The sequence below is a fragment of the Candidatus Binatia bacterium genome, from assembly GCA_036504975.1.
GTDB lineage: Bacteria > Desulfobacterota > Binatia > UBA9968 > UBA9968 > JAJPJQ01.
This window is the reverse complement of the sequence record DASXUF010000079.1, coordinates 16585-37029: the sequence shown is the minus strand read 5'-3', so window position 1 is coordinate 37029 and position 20445 is coordinate 16585. Positions and strand designations below refer to the sequence as shown.

The window sequence follows — 20445 nt, the reverse complement described above, 5'->3', positions numbered from 1 at the left end:
CAACTTGTCAATTCCCCCGACGCGGGATATTCTTCGGCCTTAACGCATGTCCGACAACGAAGCCTTCACCGCGCGGCGGGCCAGCGGCCCGTTCGCCGCCCTCTATTTCCGCGACTTCCGTCTTTTCTGGCTCGGTCTTTTCATCGGCAACATCGGCACGTGGATGCAGATGACGGCCATCACCTGGCTGCTCTACGAGATTACCAACTCGCCTTTTCAACTCGGCATGAACGGACTCTTCCGCGCCGTGCCGTCGATCGCGCTCGGCTTGTTCGGCGGCACCTTGGCGGACCGCTACGACCGCAAGCGCCTCATGCTGGCGACGCAGATCGCGTCCATGATGCTCGCTCTCGTCCTCGCCGTCCTGGCGCAGACGGGCACGATTCAAGTCTGGCACATTTATCTCATGACCGGCCTCAGCGCGATCGTCGGCACCTTGGACGCGCCGGCGCGCCAGTCTTTGTATCCGTCGCTGGTTCCGGCGTCCGCGCTGCCCAACGCGATCGCCCTCAATTCGATGCTATGGAAAGGAACGGCGCTGCTCGGTCCCTCTCTGGCCGGCATTGCCATCAGCGCCGCCGGCACCGACGGCGCGTTCTACGCCAACGCGGCGAGCTTTCTCGCCGTCGTCGTCGCCCTCTTGATGATGAAAACACCGACGGCGCGCGGCGCCGCCGCCGGCGGCTTCATGCGCGAGCTCAAGCAAGGCGTTTCCTACGTCATGGCGCATAATATTATTCTCGCGGTCATGGTCATGGAGGCGTTTGCGTCGGTCTTCGGCCTGGACCCGGCGATGCTCACCATCTTCGCGCGCGACGTCCTCGACGTCGGCGCCAGCGGTCTCGGCTTTCTCCAGTCGGCGCGCGGCCTCGGCGCGGTGATCGGCTCCGGGGTTCTGATCTCGATGGGTCAGGCGCGCTCTCAAGGAAAGATTCTGCTCGTCTCGGCCGTCCTGTACGGCGCGAGCTTCGCGCTTTTCGGCCTGTCGCGCTCGTATCCGCTCTCTCTCGCGTTGCTGTTCTTCATGGGCGCTTCGGATACGATCTGGGCGGCGACGAGAAATATTATTCTGCAAGTGCAGGCGCCGGAGGGGCTCCGCGGCAGAGTGATGAGCGTCTTCTATCTCAGCAATCGCGGCCTCCATCCGTTAGGACAAATGGAGACCGGGCTCCTCGTGCCGGTGCTGGGCGCCAGAGAGACCACGGTGCTCGGCGGCCTGCTGGTCGCGGGCGTGACCGCGCTCACGGCGTTGAAGGTCCCCGGCGTCGTCAGGTTCCGCTGGGAGCCGGCGCAACGGGGCAAGTTCTGAACGCAGCACAGCCGTAAGACCGCCTGCTTCCCAAAATTTCCCCCGCTACGCGCCGAGCTGTTCTTTTATCGCCTCCGCGGACGGTCCGGGCGACTTGAAGACTCTGATCGGCAAGATGATCATCTGCAGCCCCTCGAATTGGAGCTTTTGCTGCAAGGTGAAGGGAGTGTGGTTGTGGAGCATGCGGGTGAAAAGACTCTCCTGCTCGAACACGAGCTTGCCGGCGAAAAAGATCGACTTGGGAAAATCCCGCGCCGACTCTTTACTGAGCTTCACCAGCTCCTCGATGAGATCGATCCCCAGGCTGTAGCGGTACTCGGCGTACCAGCCCAGGCAGTTGGCAAACTCCACGTAACTCTGGAGATCCTCTTCTTTTCTTCGGCGCAAGTTCTCGATCTCCCGCGCCCCTTTGAACTGGCTGGAATCGATCACCCCCACCGAAACGAAGACGACGTTCCTAAAATAGTTGGGGAAAAGCCGTGGGATGTTGAGCAGGGTATGAATGCCGATGCCGTCGAAGTCTCGAACGACGACGACCGCCGTCGGCGCATTGGGATCTTTGGGAGGGAGCGGATTTTTCAGATCGGGATGGAAGGGAATCTCGGTCAGCGTGCTGTCCAGGCTCTTCAACGCCGCCCGGACCCGGTCGTAGTGGGCCCGAACCAGGTAGCAGAGAAAAATAAAGCTCGAGGTCACCGCGACCGTCACCCAACCGCCCTCGGCGAACTTCATGACCATGGTCACCGCCAGGATCGTCGCCGTCAGCACGAGACCGAAGCCGCTGAGCGCAATTTTGCGCCGCCAAACGGGCGCCTCCTTTCTCGCCTCCCACCAGTGCCGGCAGAGTCCGAGCTGAGAGAAAGTAAAGGTGAGAAACACGTTAATGCTGTACATGACGACGAGAATCTTGACCTGCCCCGCCGTGTAGAGAAGAAATCCCAAAGAAGACAGACCCATGAACCAGATACCGTGACGGGTCACCAGGTAATCGCTCAAATGGGAAAACCGGTGGGGGACCCAGGAGTCGATCGCCATGTTGGACAGCAAGGTCGGGCCGCCGATGAATCCGGTCTGCGCGGCGACCAGCAATATCGCCGCCTCGCTCGCCAGCGTTATCACAACCAGGCTGTACCCGGCCGCCCAATTCGAGGAGAAAAACGTCCCGTATACTTTTTCCAGCAGGCTCGCGTTGAGAGTTTTTCCCGGCTCGTGGACGACCTGATTCAACAGGTAGGCGATCAGCAGTCCGCTCGCGGTAAACGCCAGCGAGACGGCCATATAACGCATGGTCTTTTTGCCCGTCTCCACCCTGGGCTCGCGCAAGACCTGCAGGCTGTTGCTGACCGCTTCGATCCCCGTGTACGTGCCGCCGCCGAGGCTATAGGCGCGGAGCAGAATCGCCAACGTAGCCAGCAGGCCCAATCCTTGGATGTCTCCCGTGACCTCGGTGGTGGTGCGGCTCGCGATCGCGGGGATCTCGCCGGCCTGCGGAAAAATCCCCAGGCCGATCGCGACGACGTGCGCGAGGACAAAGACGAGAAAAATCGGCAGCAGAAAGAGCACCGATTCCTTGGTGCCGCGCAGATTGAGATAAATCAAAAAAAAGACGAGAAAGATCTGGACGCCGAACTTGGCTCCGTGGATCGACGCGGGAAGAAAACTGAAAATCTGGTCTCCGGCGCTCGCCACCGAAATCGTAATCGTGAGCATGTAATCGACGATCAACGCGCCGCCGGAAATGAGTCCGGGCTTGACGCCCAACAGCTTGGTGGCGACCAGATAGCCGCCGCCGCCGCTCGGAAACAGCTCGATGATCTGATTGTAACTCGCGGAGATGACGAAGACGGTGAGCGCCATGAGAAAGGCCAGAGGCAGAGCGAGAAAGAGGTGATCGCCGAGGGCGAGATAGGCCTCTTCCGGACCGTAAGCGGAGGAGCTGAGTCCGTCCGCGCCGAGGCCGACCCACGCGAGAAAGGCGACCAGAGAGACCTGATGGAAGACCCGCGGGTCGAGCGGGTCTTTCGGTTTGCCCAACAATACTTTTTTAAGAGACGAAGTCATACGGCGCGCGGTTTGACGATCGGAAGGCTGCTCTGCCGATTGCGTCACCCTATGAGATTTTCAGCGTAGACGAAGATTTTCTGAGACAGTAATGAAATTCCGAGCGGAGCGCAAGGCGACTATGCGGGGCCGCGGCGCCGGCGTTGGCAGGGAATCAAAAATCCCGAAACTCCTTCCCCTCTCTGTCTTCGGTCTCCAGTTGAATCGTCGTGTGCTCGATCGCAAAGGCGCTCTTCAGTCGCTCTTCCATCTGATCCAGGATCGCGTGCGGATCGCCTCGCTCGTGGATCACGGCGTGGGCGCTGAGAGTAAAAACACCCGAGGTCACCGACCAGACGTGAAGATCGTGGACCTTGATGACTCCCGTTACCTCCTCCATCGCCCTTTGAACCTCCTCCGTATTGATGCCTCTGGGGACCGACTGCATCAAAATATCGACCGACTCGCGGACGAGCTCCCACGATGTATAAAGAATGAGGCCGCCGATCAGGACGCTGATCGCCGGGTCGGCCATGTACCAGCCGGTGAAGAGCATGACGAGAGCCGCGACGACCGCGCCGACCGAGCCCAGCGCGTCGCCCAGGACGTGAAGGAAGGCGCCGCGGATGTTGAGATTTCCCTGGTCGCAGGAGTAGAGGATGCGGCCCGCGACCACGTTCACCGCAAGCCCCACCAGAGCCACCCCGAGCATGCCCACGGTATGGACGGGCGGCGGATCCAAAAATCGTCGATAGGCCTCGGTGAAAATCGCGCCGACGACAAGCCAGAGAACCAGCCCGTTGATCAACGCGGCCAGAATCTCCAGCCGCTGGTAGCCGAAAGTTTTTTTGGTGGTGGCCGGTCGTCGCGCGATTTGAAACGCGCAGAGGCTCAAGCCGAGGGCCGCCGTATCCGAGAACATGTGGCCGGCGTCGGAAAGCAACGCCAGGCTGTTGGTCAAAAGTCCGCCCACGACCTCGGCGAAAAAATAAATCGCCGTGATGGCCACGGCCAACGCCAAGGGTCGGCTGTCGGTGGTGCGTTCCATGCCGGACTCTCTATTTCGCGTCGCGAAGCAGCGCTTCGAGGTCCCGGCCGAGGCGCTGAAGCGCTTCCTTTTCCATCCCCGGATAGTATCCCCGGATCTCGCCGCGCCGGTCGACGACGATGAAACGCGGGCTGTGGATATGCGTCGCGCCGGAAGCGTCGCGCTTGGCCTCGGGGATTTCGCCGGCGGTCAGGCGAAAGCCTTCCTGAGCGAGACGAAAGATCTCATCCTCTTTTCCGGTCAGAAACAGCCAGCGCCCCGGATCGGCGCCGAAGCGCGCGGCGTATTGCGTCAAGACCGCGGGCGTGTCGCGCTTCGGGTCCACGGTGATCGAAACCAGCCGGAGATCCTGCTCGCGACCGAACCGATCTTGCAGCGCCTTCATCTCCGCGCTCTGCACCGGGCACGTGTCCGGGCAATTTGTATAGATGAAGTTCGCAATCCAGACCTTGCCGAGAAGATCGGCGGAGCGGATCTCTTTTCCGCTCCGCTCCGTGAGCGCGAACTCCGGCGCTTTGCCGAGCTGTTTCAGGCCTTCGAGCGGCCTCTCCTCGCTCGCGCCGTGAATGGGAGCGCCCATCCGGCGCGTCCACACCGCTATCGACCCGGCGCCGACGATAAGAAAAACCGCCAGCGCCCACACCCACGGCTGTTTCAACAACGACCTCTTCGGTTCCAAGGAAAATCGCACGTTCACCGCATTGAGCCTCGCAGTATGACATTATATGAAAAACATGTTAAGAAGGCGCCCATGCAATTCCGCGTACTGGGCAATGCCGGCGGCCAGATTCCCGGGCAGCACCTTTCTTCTTATCTGCTGGACGAGACGTTGCTTATCGACGCCGGCTCTACGACCGCGGTGCTCGGCCTGAGAGCGCAGCGGAAGATCAAGAACATACTCATCACCCACGCGCACCTGGACCACGTGATGAGCCTCGCGACGCTGGCGGATAACCTCTTCGGCATCGACGGCACCATTCACGTCTGGGGCCTGGCAGAGGTCGTCGAAGGGCTCCGCACCTCTTTTTTTAACGACACGATCTGGCCCGATTTTACCCGGATCACCGGAGATAACCAACCCGCGCCGATCCTGAGCTTTCACGATTTGCCGGAGGGAACGGCCGAAAGGATAGGCGCCTTCGAGGTCACCGCGGTGCGCGTCGATCATGCCGTCACCAGCACCGCCTTCTTCATCGAAAACCGCAAAGCGGCGCTCCTCCACGTCGGCGACACCGGCCCGACGGAAAAAGTCTGGGCGCTGGCGCGAACGAAAAAGAATTTGCGCGCCGTCGTGCTGGAGGCTTCTTTTCCGAATCGGCTTCAAGAGACCGCCGATTTGAGCCAGCATCTCACGCCGCGGACTCTGGCCGGCGAGGCGGCCAAGCTCGGCCGCCCTTCCGTTCCGATCTTTGTGACCCATTTGAAGCCGCAATACCGCGAAGAGATCATCGCCGAGCTAAAAAAGCTGAAAGGTCTCCGCCTGAAAATCTTAAAGCAGGGCCAGTCCCTCGCCTTGTGAGATTCCGGCCTATTCCACGCCGGTTTTCTTCCGCAGCAGAAAATAGAGTCGTCCGCGGCTGTTCATGAAGCCCGCCGGGCCCCCCGCCTCGTCGCCGCTGCCGAAGTAAAGGTCCAGACGCCGCGGCCCGCGAATGGCGGCGCCGGCGTCCTGACTCAAGACAAAACGGGAAAATTGCCGCCAGCCGGCGAGATTGCCGGCGTCGTCGAGGACTGGCCGCCGGCTGACGAGAAAGGCAAGCGCGCCCGCGGGAAAATAACCGGGGTCGGCGGCGACGGAGCGCCCCGGCGTCAGCGGAATTTCGAGGCTGCCGAGCGGCCCGCTCTCGACAAAGCGAAAAAAAACGTAGCGCTGGTTTTTCGTGAGGAGCCGCTCACGCTCTTCCGGCCGCTCTCTGAGATACCCGCGCAGCCGGGCCGCCGATACCTCCTCGGCCGTGAGCCTGCCCTCGTCGACGAGAATCTTTCCGATGCTCGTGTAAGGCCGGCCGTTGCTGGCGGCGAAGTTCACCTGTAGCGTCCGGCCGTTTTCGAGACGGATAACGCCGGAGCCCTGGATGTGGAGAAAAAAAAGCTCGACCGGATCTTTGACCCAGGCGATCTCGTAGCCTTTGCCTCTGAGGCGTCCGAGAACGTCGATCTCACGGCGCGAAAAATATGGCACGGGCTTGCCGCCGGGCGATTCGACGAGGTCATCGGGCTTGCGGTAAATCGGGAAGCGATAAGGCCCCGTGGGCGTCAGGCTGCCGTCGATGACCGGGCGGTAATAGCCGGTGACGAGAATGTCCCGCTCCGCCTGCTCGACGGCGGATGGAACGATATCGAAGCGCGAACGGATCGCCTGCGCCAACTTGCCGGGTTCGTCCCAGAGATTCATGACTTCGAGGAAGCTCACCAACGATTCTCTCGCTTCCCGCGCCGTGATTTTTCTCGGCCGCTCGGCGATCACCCGATCGCCGGGGATTTTGGCGAAATAATCCATGCTATGCTGAACCGCCCGGCTCACCGATTCGCGGTCGAAATCGTCCTGAATGACGAGCGGTTCGCTCTCGAGTATTTGAGCAGGCGTGGCAACGCGGCACGAAATGATAAGAGCCAACATGAGCAAACCAGCGGCACCGGGCAGGAGCTTATTTGCCTCTTGCTCCCGCCTCTCGCCTGCCTTCTTGATCGTCAACACAGCTTGGTGCACACTTGCCACAAATGGATCGCAAAGAAATCGAGACAGAAGTCGCCCGCGCCCTGGATCGATTGCCGAAGGAGTTTCGCACCCGCATTCACAACGTCGAGATCGTAGTCGAGAAACAGCCGACGAAGAAACGGCTTCAGGCGTTGGGTCTCGACCCGGACGAGGATGCGCTCTACGGTCTTTATGAGGGAACTCCTTTATCCGACCGCTCTGTGTCCTTCCCGCCCCTGCTCCCCGACAAGATTACGATCTTCTCCGAGCCGTTGCTGCGCGACTTTCCCGATCCGGCCGAGCGTCGCAGGCAGATCCGTCTCACCGTCGTACACGAGATCGCCCATTACTTCGGCATGGCCGACGAGGAGATCGAAGACCTGGGCTACTGAAAACCGTTCAACTGTACAATTCCGCTGGTTCACCCCGGCTAGTTCGTAGGATTTGGACGAAGACGTCTGATAAGCGTTTCTGCTTTGGATGAAAGATACGACTGGAAGTCCTCCAAAGGGAGGGGTTTGATCATCCGGATCTGGTGTAAATGTAAATCTCTGACTTCCAAAAGCTTCGTAGCAAATTCAAGAACCGTCTCCTCTCGGTCAAAAGCTGCTTCCTTTTCCTTCGCCCGTCCAACCAAGTAATCGAGGGTAAATTCCGACTGCCGTAGAATGAAATATAAATCGACATAGTCCTTGACCTCGGTTCTTCCATAGATCGCGCAAACTTTGTTTACGGCGATGTCCTCAAAAGAATCGACGATTATGTTTCCGATGGTCTTGGCGGGACTCATTTGCGCGCCCGCATCTCGGCAAAACTCAACCTTTAGACCTGTTCCGGCTTCGTCCTTTCCGCGGACGAAGAAGCGGACGAACTCATCGCCTTCGCGTTCTGCCGAGACTTCAAGGCCTTCATGATCGAAAACTCGTCTCACCTCCGTGTAGTCGTTCCTTATGTTCCGCACTGCCCTCGTGAACAAATCAAGATCATCAGATTGGCGGTGCTGCAGATAAAATTCGGCAAGCGCGGTGCCACCCGTGAAGTGGTAATTCCGGTGAATGTCGTCTACGGCAAAGAGCATATTTAACACCCGTGATTGGAAGGGTGTCATCACTTTAGTTTCCAGCTCGCCAGACCTCCAAGGCCTTTTCTAAAGCCTTGCGCTTTCTTTCTGGAAGATCCACTTGCGGAAGCGCTTCTTCTATATCTTCAACTGTCAAAAGCTTTCTAACGTCTTTCCAGTCTGCAAACTTCAATAATCTACTGATCGCCCATAGTCGCTCTGGCGAATTCTTGTTTTCACTCTCAATGTATCGTCGTAGATTGTTAGCGTCTTCGTCGTATTCCCATATAACATTCCGTGCTATTTCTCCTTCCAAACGGCCCAAGATATCCCGAAGCCAAGGGCGAGCTGCTGCCGGAGTAACAGGATCGGCAAGCTTTTTCTCAACCTCTTTGCGGCACGACTCGATATGTTGTGAATAAGGACCTTCAATCATTCGACCCGTTTGTTCGACACCCCGCGTGAGGGCATCCCAAACCCTTGGACTGGTCGGATAAGCACCAATAATGCCGAAAGCAATTGGCCAAAAGCCCTCTTTGGCGTTCGTTATGCTTTCGGCAACCAAAATAGCCTGACTCTCGCTTTCGAGAGCGAAGTCAAGCAAAATGTCCGCGTCCGCCTGTTGATTCAATAGCTCTTCAAGGTTCCATGTGACACGGAAGCTATACAACGGGTCGCGCAAAGCAACCGAAAAGACTGTCCGCAAAGCCCGACGACGATCAGCCTGATATAAGACACTCCAAAACTCGTTTCCACCGGTATATCGATCAATTGGACACCAACTGCGTCTATCCTCCGTTTGTATGAGTAGTGTCTCTAGGAGCTTGAACCCGCGCTCCGGGTCTTCCTGAGCCAACTTAGCGGCAACTTGATCGCAATCGTAAACTTCGTTGTTCGAAACGGGTGGTGCAGCTTCCAGACATTGCCATGCGAAATCGCCAATTGCTCCCTCCAGAGACCGCTCCCAATGTATCCATCTGCCAAGGACATCAATTGCCACAGATCCGTTTTCCAACCGATCACCCGCAAGTGTCCTCAATAAGCTCAACATCTCTTCAGGCGAAATTTCCCGAATCCAGTCGCCGTGCAGAATTCCTGCAATATCTTTAGGAGAGACTCGGCCTCTGGATATTTCGTCGCGAATTAAACGTAAGGTTGTATCGCTAGGTCCTAAATATTCGACCGCTGCCAGAAGAGCTTCACCAGTAATGCTAGCTGAGGCTGCTGTGGTTTGTAGACGCGCCTCAGCAGTTTTTTGATCTATTGCTGCCTGACCGCCCAAATATGATCCGAACGCGATACTCCCGTTCCTCTTGGCTCCGATTTCGTCAATTATCGAACGCATCGTGCCATTGACATCGAATTTTCCCAAGTGAAAGAAAAATCGACGCGCTTGCTGAGCTCTGCCAGAAGTAAGCCAAGAACAGATATCTGGGGTCAGTGAGGCACGATCTAAGATTGCTTCTTTAGCCAGCTTCTCCAGCTCGTAATCAAATTTCAACATTTTTTTGCCATTAATCACAACTTCTTCATGGTCCTTTGAATGCCATCCGCCGGCCCACCTCTTTAGCCGCACAGGAAAACTTCCAGTCTCCAGCTTGAGAGTTAGCCGGTTAAGATGTTCAGCATGGTGTTCAAACTCGTCCCGGCGATCCGCATCGATTTCGGGTTTTTGGATCCGATCGAGAAAGCTTCCGCGAACGAACTCAATGACTCTATACAACGAAGTAATGCTTGCTCCAGGTCTTTCTGACAATGTCCAGTCGACTAATTTTTCGAGGCGCTCCAATGCTTCCTTCGGCTGTCCCTGAGTGGCCAATTCCGCGACTAGGCTAGGTAGTTGAGCCAATGCCGCTTGGGCTATTTCGTCTTCCTCGGATTCGACAAGCGAAAACAGATGGTCCACTAAGCCGCGCGCATATTCGTACAAGTCTCGATAGGTGAAGACGGGTCTTTTGTCCAACGGTGTGATTCCCGTGCTATGTCGAAGTCTGATAACGCGTTGCCTTAGGGCTTTTCCTGCAGCACCAATCGCAACGAGCTTTCCCTCTTTTGAGGCCTGACGTGATGTAAATTCACGCAATGCATTTAGCCTTTCATCTAGTGGCAAAGGCATCTGAGTATGTAAGGGAATGAAGCATTCTGACAAAACACCAGTAGCGTTATTGCCGAACGTTTCATTCTCGGCCTCGGCAAGGAGCCAGATAAGCGTCAACGCACGTCCACTCGTCTTTGTACGAAACAGAACTTGCTCAAGCGCCCACATGAGCTCTCGACGCGGCTCCTCCGATATGGCCAACCTTTCTTCGCGACTTGTTTTAAGAAGCACGCCGTCCAGGAGTTGGATCGTTCTTTCTGGAGTAGCACCGGCAATAAATCGAAGCATTTGGTCTTGCCGCAGCGCAGAACTTAAACTACCGAATGGAGCCCCTGGATCATGAGGGTCGAACAAGGCGTCCCAAAATCGATCTACCTCCTGACTAGTGACCTGCGAAAGACGTCGTATAAACCTAATTCTGCCTAATCCATCTAAGCCGGCAAAAAGAGCAAGTATTTCATCTCTTCGGCCCTGAAAGAGCTTAGTTGCAAGATGATTAGCCAGAAACGGTATAGTTATTTCTGCAAACGAGCCCCCTCTCTTTGCTAAACCCGCTTTTTCCAAATCTTCCACTTCAGACAGAACTCTAGCGCGATCCCATTGTCCATCACCAAAGATTTTACAGATCAAATTGAGTTCGGCTTGAAAATACCCCGAGATACCGAGGTGCGTCAGTGGTGATAGCAGTTCCGCGCATTTCAGCGCTGCACCGCCGAGTTTTGATTCAATCCGTTTCGCGAATTCCCTGCCAATTGCAACCTCAAAACTGACTCCTGTATCTCGCAGTTTTTCGCCTACACTTGCAGCAGCAAGCAAGATACCCGGATTTCCTCCTGCCCGATCCAAAATCCAGGACTCGATACCGAAATCCAGTCGCTTACCAGTGGCAGTCAGAAGTTTCCGTGCATCCTCGTCAACCAAACGACTGAGAGTTAAGGACTCTATTCTTTCGTCAGTTCCGTAAGAAGTGTCCGGTGTTTCACCCGCTGTTGGTAATGTAATAATGAGCTTTAGCCGTGGAATCCCCAATGTCTTGTTTACGAGTATTTGTATTCCTTCTGGATCAGGATCTTCGACAACGCACACAACCTCTTGTTGCTCGCCGACAAGCTTTCGATGGTCATCGAGTTCCATGGACCGAGGGTCGAGAGCAAAGACGACGTCTTGTGGACGGTGGGCCGTTGCCTCAAGTACAAGGCGACTTTTGCCGATATCATGCGCGCCAGAAACGACGATGATTTGCACCCGAGGATCATTCACTAAAGCCCGGAGCCTCTTTAGCTCCTCTCCACGCCCCACCAAATCGACGTCAAAACCAAAAAGTTTTTGTGTGCGATGTAAACGATTAGCCTCTTCCCAAGTTTTAAAAGCCAGTGGGGCAAAGTACGCTGCCCTCAAATGCGGTTGGTTATTGAGAAAGGCAGCGATCTCGGCGGCTCCGATAACTTCAATACGCACTTCGGAGTTTGGGTCCCACCCTTGTAGAATGGCATTCTTTAGAGCCAACGTCTGGTCATGTTTCAGATCGATGTTTAGAAAAAGAATATAACGGTTTGGAGTTCTTTTTTGCCGCTCCGCTATACGCACTAGCTCTGTTTTAAGGCTTAATTTGATGTTAGAAATTATTCGTCTGCGATCTTGCGCGATCACGTCCCGCTTTTTGTATTGAAAAACATTCCAGCCCGGCCCCACGATCGGCTTGGGCAGCGCGAGGCTATCATCGCCAATTGGCACTGCCCATTCAGCATCAATGCCACTATCAGCGGAGTTCACACGTTCTGTAAAAGAAGGCACTCCCGGATACTGGCGCCCTGAGACAGCCCAAACCAGACTGTTGCACATCGAGGCGAACCTGTCCGGCGCCCACGGACTTGTGGCCAGCTCTAGTTCACGCGCATCGATAGGTTGTCCAGTTAGCAGTGCCATATACGCCTCAGTAGAGCTAGGATACCACAGCCAACCGAGGGCGTCACCTAACTTGAAATCTGGGATCACGCCGGACCTGGAGAAGTGAGATTTATAAGATGAACCGGATTTAAAACGGACGACCTGCTTCGGAAGGATTCAGTCCCTGATATCTTGCAAAAGCCACTCCGTCGGAATTTCCCGGCCGACGCCTTTTTCTCGCGCCAGTTGATAAATCTTTCCGGCGCAGGCGGCGAACTGGAGGCCCTGCGTGCCGGCGTTGATGAAGAACGTGATCTGCTTTGGGCTAGTGCGTCCGGGAATTCTTCCCCTTTTGAGATCCATGAAGTATTGGAAGAAGCCGCCGCGGTAGTTGTCAACCGAAGGATTGGGAATCCGCGCGCGCTCCTCGGGCTGACCGGCGATGTAGCCGGCGTTGCCGTGGAGCCGGACCATCCCTTCGTCCATCGTCTCGAGGGTGTTTCTTCCGAGCTTGATCGAAAGGTCGCAGCGCTTGACGACCCGCGGGCCGATCTCGCACGCGCGCACGCAGGTGATGTGCGCGCCGTCTTCAAGCCATTCGGGCTCGTCGAAGACCGTGCGCGTCGAGTCGGTGCATGCCGCGACGATGTGCGACCCGCGCACGACCGACTCACGGTCGCCGACCGCTTCCACGGGAATTCCCAGCTTCGCGCTCATCTCGCCCGCGTAAGTCTCGCGGTGCGCCTTCGTCGGGCTGTAAACCTTTACTTTAGTTAACTTCCGAACTTCATTAAAAGCGAGAAGATAGCTCCGCGCCATGCCGCCGGAGCCGAAGACCCCGACTATCGTAGAATCAGGACGCGAAAGGTATCTGGCGCCTAGGCCGGCGCAGCCGCCGACGCGCATGTGTTGCAAGAGACCGTCGTTGATGATCGCCAGTGGCTCGCCGTTTCGCACGCTGAAGACCATGACCAGTCCGCAGAAGGTCCCCGGCTGCATGCAGTACTTTTCTTCCGTCGCGCCGTCGGGCCAATGCACGACGTCCGATTTCATTCGAATCGCGAAGACGCCGATCTTTCGGCTCGCGCCCTCCATCGTGCCCCAGCGGTAATAGCCGTCCGGACGCTCGCAGGGCACCCACACGTCGAGGCGCGGCCGGTAAACCGCGTCGCCCTTGAGCAGATCGTCGTAGCCGACTTCCAGCGCTTCGAGACAGCTCTTCATATCGAAGAGTCCCTCGACTTCCTCATTGTTGATTAACAGCATGACGAAACACTAAATGGCGCGCGAAAAAAAAGCAATCTCTGGCCTTAGTTGGTTTGACATTTGATGTGCTTGACGCAATGATAGGCCCGTTTTTCCACATCAGATCGGAGGGTGCCACCGTGAAAATTCTTCGCTTTAACGACGACCGTATCGGCGTGCTCAAGGACGAGAACACCGTCGTGGACGTGAGCGGCGCGGTGAGCTCGCTCAAGGCCAAAGGCCCGCAGCGCGTCGTCGAAGACATCATCGAGCACTTTCGCAAATACCGGAAGAGATTCGAGCGCATCGTCGCCGAGCAAAGCGGCGTGCCTCTCAACAGCGTCAAGCTGCTCGCGCCGATTCCGCGCCCGAGCAAGTGCATGGCGGCGTTCGTCAACTACGTCGACCGCCCGGACCGGAGCCCGGAGTCCCTGCCGAACGAATACTTTTATAAGGCGCCCGAGCTGGTCGGTCCCGAGGGAACGATCGAGCTGCTCGACATCCCGCCGGTCGTGGTTTACCAACCCGAAGCGGAGCTGGCCTTCGTCATCGGCAAGACGGCTAAGAACGTTCCGCAGAAAAAAGCCATGGACTACGTCTTCGGCTACGTTCCTTTCTTCGATATCTCTGCGCGAGGACTCACGCGACGCACGCAGTTCATCCCGAAGGGACAGGACACCTACGGTCCCTGCGGTCCATGGATCACGACGAAGGACGAGATTCCCGACCCGCACGACGTGGTCGTCAAGTCCTGGGTCAACGGGCAGCCGCGCCAGAACTACAATACGAAACACATGGCGCACAAAATTCCCGAGCAGATCGCCTGGCTGACGAAATTCGTCCAGCTCAATCCGGGCGACGTGATCGCGACCGGCACGTACCACGAAGGCCTCGGCCCGATCAATGACGGCGACGCGCTGGAGATCGAGATAGAAAAAATGGGCCGGGCCAAATTTTTGGTGAAGGGCTCCGGCCCGCGCAAGGACGCCGAGTGGATGCCGGGCAAGAACCAGCCGACGCCTCCTCCCGGCGGAGGGATGAACAAGGTGTAGTGCTGAGTTCTGAGGACTGAGTGCTGAGTCATGGGAATTTCCGACTCAGTCCTCAGCACTCGTTACTCAGTCCTGCGCATGCCGCGGTGCCATGAGAGAAAGATGTTGGTGAAGACAACAAACAGCTGGTTCAATAGATAGCCCAACAACGCCAGCGACAGCATGCCGGCGTACATCCGATCGACCTTCAGTCTCCGCTGAGCGTCGAGGATGAAGTAACCGATCCCGTCGCTGCTTCCGACCATCTCAGAGATCACTACCAGAATCAGCGTGATCGCGAGAGAAACTCTCAGGCCCGTCATGATCTGGGGAGAAGCGGCGGGCAGAATAACGTTCACAATCGTCCTTCCTTGAGACAGACCGAACGTGCGCGCGGTATGGACGAGCACGCGGTCGAGGTTTCTCACGCCGTCGATCGTGTTGAGCAATATCGGCCAGGCCGAGGAAAAGAAGATCACGAAGATTTTCATCCCGTCCCCCAGACCGAAGAACAACATCGCGACCGGAACCACGACGGGAGGCGGAATCGGCCGCGCCGTCTCGATGACGATTTCCAACCCGCGCCGGAGGCCGTCGAACAAGCCCATCAGGATTCCCAGGGGAATAAAGACGATGGCCGCGAGAGCGTAACCCGCCGCCGCCCGCCGCATGCTGTTCACGATCTGCGCGGGAATCTCTCCGGAAGAAAGGAGGTCCAGAAATGTCTTGAGGATTGTGCTCGTGGGAGGAAAGAACAGCGGGTTCAGCGTCTCGGCCCGCGAGGCGAGCTCCCACGCCGCCATGACGGCAAGCAAAACCAATGCTCCGTTCAGCTTCGATTCCCTGCTCCAGCTCACGGCATTCCTTGGATCGTCGATCCACGGTGCCACGCGATCGCCCGATTTTCCAGCGCGACGAAAAGACGGTTGAGCACGTAGCCGAGCAGCGCCACGACGACGATTCCCGCGTACATCTCCTTGGTCCGGAACGAGCGCTCTTCGTCGAGAATGAAGTACCCGAGACCGCTGCTGCCGACGACCATCTCAGACGTGGTCACGAGGATCAGCGCGATCGGCAGGCTGACGCGCAGCCCGGTCGCGATGTAAGGCGACGCCGCCGGCAGGGCGATCTCGCGCAAAATCCGCCAGCGGCCGAGGCCGAAGGTCCGGCCGGTATCGATGAGCGTGCGGTCGATGCTTCGGACGCCGTCGATCGTGTTGAGAAGGATCGGCCACGCGCACGCGTAGACGGTCACCCCGATCATCATGGCATCATCGATGCCGAGGAGCAGGATCGCAACCGGAATGATCGCGACCGACGGCATCGGACGAAGCAGCTCGATCAAGGGGTCGAACAAGCTGTGCGCGAACCTGGAATAGCCGAGAACGACGCCCAGACTGATCGCGATCGTCGCGGCGAGGAAATAGCCGCCGAGAAAGCGCGCCAGGGTATCCACGAAGTGGCCGAAAAGCTCGCGCGCGAACGCGAGACGAAACAGAACGGACAGAACTTCGCTCGGCGGAGGAAAGTAGCTTTTCAAGTCCGGGCTCGAGCGCGAGGAAAGTTCCCACAGGAGCAGCAAGGCCGCAAAGACCGCGAGGCCGGCGAGGTTGACGCGTTTAGACTTCATTTCGCCCCTCGCCGACTTTCGACTCGCTCACCAGCCGGTAAATCTCGTTTCTGAGCTTCATGAAATCAGCGTCGGCGCGCGTCGTGACCTGGTTGCGCGGCCGTTCGAGGCGAACGTCGACGGCGTGGATCACGCGCGAAGGCCGGCGGCCGAGGACGCAGATCCGGTCCGAGAGGTAAATCGCCTCCTCGATATCATGGGTGACGAACAGAATCGTCGTTCCGAGCTCTTTCCAGAGCCTGAGCAAGCCGTCTTCCAGTTCGAGCCGGGTCATCGCATCGACCGACCCGAAAGGCTCGTCCATCAAGAGAACCTCCGGTTCGTAGGCGAGCGCCCGCGCGATCGCGACTCTCTGCTGCATGCCGCCGGAGAGCTCCCAAGGATAATGCCGCTCGAACCCTTCGAGGCCGACGAGACGGATCAGCCAGCGCCCTTTGGCTTCGGCGTCGAGCAGCGGGCGGCCCTTGGCCTCCAGGCCGAAGAGAACGTTGCCCAGCACCGTGCGCCAGGCAAACAGCGACTTGTTGTATTCCTGAAAAACCAAAACCAGATCTCCCGGCGGGCCGTCGACCGCCGCGCCTTTCACCGCGACGCGTCCGGCGCTCTGCTCGATCAGACCCGCGATGCACATGAGCAAGGTCGTCTTGCCGCAGCCCGAGGGTCCGACCAGCGAGACGAACTCGCCCGGGTTGACCGTAAAAGAAATATTTTCGATCGCGAGCGTCGATTCTCCGCCCGCCTGGCGGTAGCTCTTGGAAAGATTCTCGACTTCGAGAATGGGGGGTGCAGTTCTCATTGGGAATCAACGCTAGCGGCTCGAATAGCCCTCGTCAAGGCTGACTCGCGCGTGTTTGTGGCTAGTCTTACCGGTAGCGCCAAAGCTGCGGGATCGCGCGCGTGATGCCGAAGACGATCAGCAGGCAGAGCATGCTGCCGAGCACCAGCGCGTTGGGCGCCCCGATAAATTCCGCGGCGGTGCCGGCGAGCAACGCGCCCAGGGCATTCGTGCTCTGGGCAAAAACGGTGATCAAGCTCGCCGCGCGCCCGCGCATCGTGTCCGGCGCCAAAAGCTGTACCACGGTTCTTCGAATCGCCACGCTGATCGAATCGGCGAATCCCAGAATCGCAACCGCGACGACGGCCATCCAAAACCATTGCGAGACGCCCAAAAGCGCGAGGCTCACCGCGAAGAAGACCCCCGCGACGACCGCGGCCGCTCCCTTGCGCCTGAGGTCGCCGGCCACGAGCAGCGCGGTGGAGCCGAGTAGCGAGCCGATCGCCGGCGCGGCGTAGAGAATTCCCAATCCGGTCGCGCCCATCTTGAAGACGGTCCCGGCGAATATCGGTAAAATGGGCCGGTAGAATCCGACCAACGTGACGCCGAAGTCGAGAAGGAACAGGGACAGGATGATGCGCTGCATCCAAATGAACTCCACTCCTTCGATCATGCTCCCAAGACTCACGCGCCGACGCTCCCCCTCCGGCGTGCCGGAGCTTCGCACCGCGATCACCGCCAAGAGGGCCGGGACGAGCAGGCCGGCGCTCGTAAAATAGGTCAGCGGGAGACTTAAATAATCGATGATGATTCCCGCTATGGCCGGGCCGACGAGAAAACTGCTCTGTAAAACCATGGAGTTCAAGGTGATGGCGTTCATCAGATGAGACACGGGAACCAGACGCGGAACAATGGCGGAGCGGGCCGGCCAACTGAACACCTCGATGATCGAAGAGACGAGGCTGATGACATAAACGTGCCACACCTGAATCGCTCCGGTCATGGTCAGAAAAGCCAAAGCCAGTGTCGGCGCGAGATGCAGGCCGTATGTAAATGCGAGGAGTTTTTTTCTATCGAACGCGTCGGCCAGCGCTCCGGCGAAGAGTCCGAGAACGACGTGAGGGAGCGCCTGAAAAAATCCCGTCAAACCCAACTGGAACGACGACCCGGAAAGCTCGTAGACTTGGTAGAGGCTGGCGACGTTTCGGATCTGTGACGCGATCGCGGCCAGGACGCTGGCGCTCCAAATCAGCCTGAAATCTCTAACGAGCAGCGACGACCACGGGCGGAGCGCTTTGTCTTCTGTCCCTTCCTGCTGCATGTCGACGCGATCGGCCACTGGCTTGCGCACCAAAGTATTGAAGGCGGGTTGGGGAGTCAAGCGGAAACGATTTCCGATTTCAGATTTTGGATTTTAGACTTGTCGTGAGCTAGTCGAACGATTCAATCGAAAATCGGCAATCGAAAATCCGAAATGGGTTGACACGCCGTCCCTTTCACAATACGTCTATCTCGTTCGACGAGGAGAATTATTTTCATGGCCTACGACGACCGCAGCGTGAAGCCGATGAGCGCAAGCTTGATGCGCGCGCGGATCGCCACGCGCGTGCTCGCCGGCATGTACGAGGAGGCGCCGGCGCTTTTGACGAGCGCCGTGCGCATGAGCGTGGAGCTGCCCGGCGCTTCGCGTCCGTCCGGAGCGCCTTATCCATTTACGTTTGCCGTCAGTCCCGCGTGGTGCAGCGGACTCCAAGGAGCGCGCCTCGTCGGATCGGGCAAGCTCGATATCGCGTGGATCAATCCCTCCGTCATCACGACGATGGCCTATTTCGGAAAAGGACCGTTTCACCGGCCGCTTCCGATTCGAGCGCTCGCTGTTTTTCCTTCCTGGGACCGCCTGGTCGTCGCCGTCGCCGGCAAGCTCGGAATCCACTCAATGGACGAGCTCATCACAAAACGCCCGGCGCTCGGCGCTTCGGTCGCGACCAACGACTGCGTCGATTTCGCCATCGCCGCGTTGCTGAAAGCGCATGGCCTGAGACTAGACTCGTTCGTCGAATGGGGCGGGGCGATCGAACGCGTCGAGCGTCCGAGCAATCCGCGGCGCCGCGACGGCATCGTATCCGGAGAGATCGCTATGGTCATCGACGAAGGGCTGGACTCTTGGGGAGACCTGGCGGTCAAGCGCGGATTTGTCTTTCTGCCGTTCTCGAAAAAAGCGCTCGCAAAGCTCGAGCGCTACGGCTTTCGCCGCGCGCCGCTCGGCGGCGGCAGGCTCAAAGGAAATTTCGATCCGGCGACCGAAGTCGTCGATTACAGCGGCTGGCCGATCGTCACGCATGCGAATTTTCCCGACGAACTGGCTTACCATTTCGTCGCCGCGCTGGAAAAAATCCGCGAAGAAATTCCTTACGATACAAGCGAGCCCCCGCCGATGTCGTCTTTCTGCCGCAGCACCGAAGAGGGGCCTCTCGACGTTCCGCTCCATCCCGGCGCCGAGCGCTATTATCGCGAGAAGGGATATCTCAGCTGAAGGCGGAGTCGGTGCCCATTATTCATCGGTCTTGACACGGGTCCTGGTCTGCCATATTCAAGCACCAGGCGTGAACCCAGCATCCATAAAAGAGGAGGACCTTATGCTTATCTCGGGAAGACCTCTGCTGAAGGCGGTCGTTTTCATACTGGCCATCGCCTGGCTTGTCGCGGGAGAAAGTTGGGCCCAGGGCCGCACCAAGATCCGGTACGCGCTGGGGGACGTCATCTCGATCGACGAGCTGCCGCTTCTCATCGCCGTCGAGCGCTCGAAGGCGCGGGGCGTGGACGTCGAGGTCACGGCGTTCAAGAGCGAGGAGGTCGCGACCCAGGCCGTGATCAACGGCCAGGCCGACGTGGGCCAGGGAACGCCGTACGCCGCGCTGCAAAAAGTAACCACGCCGATCCGCTTCTTCTATCAGTTGAGCGCGCTTCAGTTCTTCCCGGTAGTCAACAAAGAAAGTTATAAAAGTTGGAAGGATTTGAATGACCAGGAGATCGCCGTCCAGGGCCGCGGCTCCGGGACCGAGGCGATCATGATCCTGATGGCCAAGGAGCACGGGATCAAATACAAAAACATCAGTTACGTCCCCGGATCCCAGGTGCGCGCGCAGGCGCTGCTGAAAGGCAACATCAAGGCCACCATCCTGGATTCTCCCAACAAGAATCTCGTCATGAAAGAAGCGCCGGACAAGTTCATCATCCTGCCGCTCGGCAACGTGAAAGCGAGCGACGAGGCGCTCTTCGCCACCCGGGACTTTCTCGACAAGAACCAGGCCGGCATCAGGATCTTCGTCGAAGAGCTGATCAAGGTGAATCGCGCCATCAACGCCAACCCGAAGTCGGTTTTGGAAGAGCGCAAGAAATTGGGGCTCTTGAAAGATCTTCCTGCGAAGCTGGAAGAAGAGATCGCCCCCTTCTTCCAGGAGGCCGTGCAAAACGGCGTCTTTCCCAACGACGGCGGCGGCGAGAGCGCGGCAAAAAACGATCTCGAGTTCTACGCCCTCTCCGGCGCGATAACGGGCAACCCGAAGGTTGAAGACTTGTGGCACCTCGCCCCATTGAAGGCGGCGCTGGCTAACGTGAAATAAG

Annotated in this window: 17 protein-coding genes; 6 read left to right on the top strand and 11 right to left on the bottom strand. The window is 58.0% G+C overall.

Annotated elements, in window-relative coordinates:
• Positions 1–46: 46 nt before the first annotated feature.
• Positions 47–1309 (top strand): MFS transporter, encoded by a 1263-nt coding sequence (locus VGL70_10360; protein ID HEY3303921.1) that lies wholly within the window; start codon positions 47–49, stop codon positions 1307–1309.
• Positions 1310–1354: 45 nt separating this feature from the next.
• Here the strand turns inward: VGL70_10360 and VGL70_10355 are convergent, their stop codons facing one another.
• The 3 genes from VGL70_10355 to VGL70_10345 all read right to left on the bottom strand — a co-directional run bounded on the left by VGL70_10355 (position 1355) and on the right by VGL70_10345 (position 5055).
• Complete coding sequence (locus tag VGL70_10355; protein ID HEY3303920.1) at positions 1355–3370, bottom strand: APC family permease; 2016 nt, start codon at positions 3368–3370, stop codon at positions 1355–1357.
• A 154-nt stretch (positions 3371–3524) separates the two neighbouring features.
• Positions 3525–4397 carry a cation diffusion facilitator family transporter gene (locus VGL70_10350; GenBank protein HEY3303919.1) on the bottom strand — a complete coding sequence of 291 codons (873 nt, stop codon included), beginning with the start codon at positions 4395–4397 and terminating at the stop codon, positions 3525–3527.
• Positions 4398–4407: 10 nt separating this feature from the next.
• Positions 4408–5055: an SCO family protein gene (locus VGL70_10345; GenBank protein HEY3303918.1), complete on the bottom strand. Its 648-nt coding sequence runs from the start codon at positions 5053–5055 to the stop codon at positions 4408–4410.
• 93 nt (positions 5056–5148) lie between these two features.
• On the opposite strand from VGL70_10345, the gene VGL70_10340 reads away from it, so the two are divergent.
• Positions 5149–5916 carry a 3',5'-cyclic-nucleotide phosphodiesterase gene (locus VGL70_10340; protein ID HEY3303917.1) on the top strand — a complete coding sequence of 256 codons (768 nt, stop codon included), beginning with the start codon at positions 5149–5151 and terminating at the stop codon, positions 5914–5916.
• 9 nt (positions 5917–5925) lie between these two features.
• Here the strand turns inward: VGL70_10340 and VGL70_10335 are convergent, their stop codons facing one another.
• The gene (locus VGL70_10335) at positions 5926–7017 is read right to left on the bottom strand and encodes an MltA domain-containing protein (protein HEY3303916.1); all 1092 of its coding nucleotides are present in this window, start codon (positions 7015–7017) and stop codon (positions 5926–5928) included.
• Positions 7018–7118: 101 nt separating this feature from the next.
• On the opposite strand from VGL70_10335, the gene VGL70_10330 reads away from it, so the two are divergent.
• The gene (locus VGL70_10330; protein HEY3303915.1) at positions 7119–7487 is read left to right on the top strand and encodes a metallopeptidase family protein; all 369 of its coding nucleotides are present in this window, start codon (positions 7119–7121) and stop codon (positions 7485–7487) included.
• A 38-nt stretch (positions 7488–7525) separates the two neighbouring features.
• Here the strand turns inward: VGL70_10330 and VGL70_10325 are convergent, their stop codons facing one another.
• The 3 genes from VGL70_10325 to VGL70_10315 all read right to left on the bottom strand — a co-directional run bounded on the left by VGL70_10325 (position 7526) and on the right by VGL70_10315 (position 13406).
• Complete coding sequence (locus tag VGL70_10325; protein ID HEY3303914.1) at positions 7526–8203, bottom strand: nucleotidyl transferase AbiEii/AbiGii toxin family protein; 678 nt, start codon at positions 8201–8203, stop codon at positions 7526–7528.
• A 4-nt stretch (positions 8204–8207) separates the two neighbouring features.
• Entirely contained in the window at positions 8208–12179 is a 3972-nt protein-coding gene (locus VGL70_10320; protein HEY3303913.1) for an ATP-binding protein, read from the bottom strand.
• Positions 12180–12317: 138 nt separating this feature from the next.
• The gene (locus tag VGL70_10315) at positions 12318–13406 is read right to left on the bottom strand and encodes an ornithine cyclodeaminase family protein (GenBank protein HEY3303912.1); all 1089 of its coding nucleotides are present in this window, start codon (positions 13404–13406) and stop codon (positions 12318–12320) included.
• 119 nt (positions 13407–13525) lie between these two features.
• Here VGL70_10315 and VGL70_10310 point away from each other — a divergent pair, with 119 nt between their 5' ends.
• The gene (locus VGL70_10310; protein ID HEY3303911.1) at positions 13526–14437 is read left to right on the top strand and encodes a fumarylacetoacetate hydrolase family protein; all 912 of its coding nucleotides are present in this window, start codon (positions 13526–13528) and stop codon (positions 14435–14437) included.
• A 62-nt stretch (positions 14438–14499) separates the two neighbouring features.
• Here the strand turns inward: VGL70_10310 and VGL70_10305 are convergent, their stop codons facing one another.
• The 4 genes from VGL70_10305 to VGL70_10290 all read right to left on the bottom strand — a co-directional run bounded on the left by VGL70_10305 (position 14500) and on the right by VGL70_10290 (position 18160).
• Positions 14500–15306 carry an ABC transporter permease gene (locus VGL70_10305; GenBank protein HEY3303910.1) on the bottom strand — a complete coding sequence of 269 codons (807 nt, stop codon included), beginning with the start codon at positions 15304–15306 and terminating at the stop codon, positions 14500–14502.
• Positions 15270–16046, bottom strand: a complete 777-nt coding sequence (locus VGL70_10300) for an ABC transporter permease (GenBank protein ID HEY3303909.1) — start codon at positions 16044–16046, stop codon at positions 15270–15272. The genes VGL70_10305 and VGL70_10300 overlap by 37 nt, the downstream gene beginning before the upstream one ends.
• Complete coding sequence (locus VGL70_10295; protein HEY3303908.1) at positions 16036–16842, bottom strand: ABC transporter ATP-binding protein; 807 nt, start codon at positions 16840–16842, stop codon at positions 16036–16038. Before VGL70_10295 ends, VGL70_10300 begins: the two co-directional genes overlap by 11 nt.
• A 67-nt stretch (positions 16843–16909) precedes the next feature.
• Positions 16910–18160, bottom strand: coding sequence for an MFS transporter (locus tag VGL70_10290; GenBank protein ID HEY3303907.1), 1251 nt, complete (start codon positions 18158–18160; stop codon positions 16910–16912).
• Between the two features lie 198 nt (positions 18161–18358).
• Between VGL70_10290 and VGL70_10285 the strand changes: the two genes are divergently transcribed.
• Positions 18359–19354 (top strand): TAXI family TRAP transporter solute-binding subunit, encoded by a 996-nt coding sequence (locus VGL70_10285; protein HEY3303906.1) that lies wholly within the window; start codon positions 18359–18361, stop codon positions 19352–19354.
• A gap of 103 nt (positions 19355–19457) precedes the next feature.
• Entirely contained in the window at positions 19458–20444 is a 987-nt protein-coding gene (locus VGL70_10280; protein ID HEY3303905.1) for an ABC transporter substrate-binding protein, read from the top strand.
• Position 20445 lies beyond the last annotated feature (1 nt).

Excerpts from the sequence above, each read along its gene's own strand:
- VGL70_10285 (HEY3303906.1), top strand. The coding sequence starts at position 18,359 with ATGGCCTACGACGACCGCAGCGTGAAGCCGATGAGCGCAAGCTTGATG.
- VGL70_10300 (HEY3303909.1), bottom strand. The coding sequence starts at position 16,046 with ATGAAGTCTAAACGCGTCAACCTCGCCGGCCTCGCGGTCTTTGCGGCC.
- VGL70_10315 (HEY3303912.1), bottom strand. The coding sequence starts at position 13,406 with ATGCTGTTAATCAACAATGAGGAAGTCGAGGGACTCTTCGATATGAAG.
- VGL70_10335 (HEY3303916.1), bottom strand. The coding sequence starts at position 7,017 with ATGTTGGCTCTTATCATTTCGTGCCGCGTTGCCACGCCTGCTCAAATA.
- VGL70_10350 (HEY3303919.1), bottom strand. The coding sequence starts at position 4,397 with ATGGAACGCACCACCGACAGCCGACCCTTGGCGTTGGCCGTGGCCATC.
- VGL70_10340 (HEY3303917.1), top strand. The coding sequence starts at position 5,149 with ATGCAATTCCGCGTACTGGGCAATGCCGGCGGCCAGATTCCCGGGCAG.
- VGL70_10295 (HEY3303908.1), bottom strand. The coding sequence starts at position 16,842 with ATGAGAACTGCACCCCCCATTCTCGAAGTCGAGAATCTTTCCAAGAGC.
- VGL70_10280 (HEY3303905.1), top strand. The coding sequence starts at position 19,458 with ATGCTTATCTCGGGAAGACCTCTGCTGAAGGCGGTCGTTTTCATACTG.
- VGL70_10325 (HEY3303914.1), bottom strand. The coding sequence starts at position 8,203 with ATGACACCCTTCCAATCACGGGTGTTAAATATGCTCTTTGCCGTAGAC.
- VGL70_10355 (HEY3303920.1), bottom strand. The coding sequence starts at position 3,370 with ATGACTTCGTCTCTTAAAAAAGTATTGTTGGGCAAACCGAAAGACCCG.
- VGL70_10360 (HEY3303921.1), top strand. The coding sequence starts at position 47 with ATGTCCGACAACGAAGCCTTCACCGCGCGGCGGGCCAGCGGCCCGTTC.
- VGL70_10320 (HEY3303913.1), bottom strand. The coding sequence starts at position 12,179 with ATGGCACTGCTAACTGGACAACCTATCGATGCGCGTGAACTAGAGCTG.
- VGL70_10330 (HEY3303915.1), top strand. The coding sequence starts at position 7,119 with ATGGATCGCAAAGAAATCGAGACAGAAGTCGCCCGCGCCCTGGATCGA.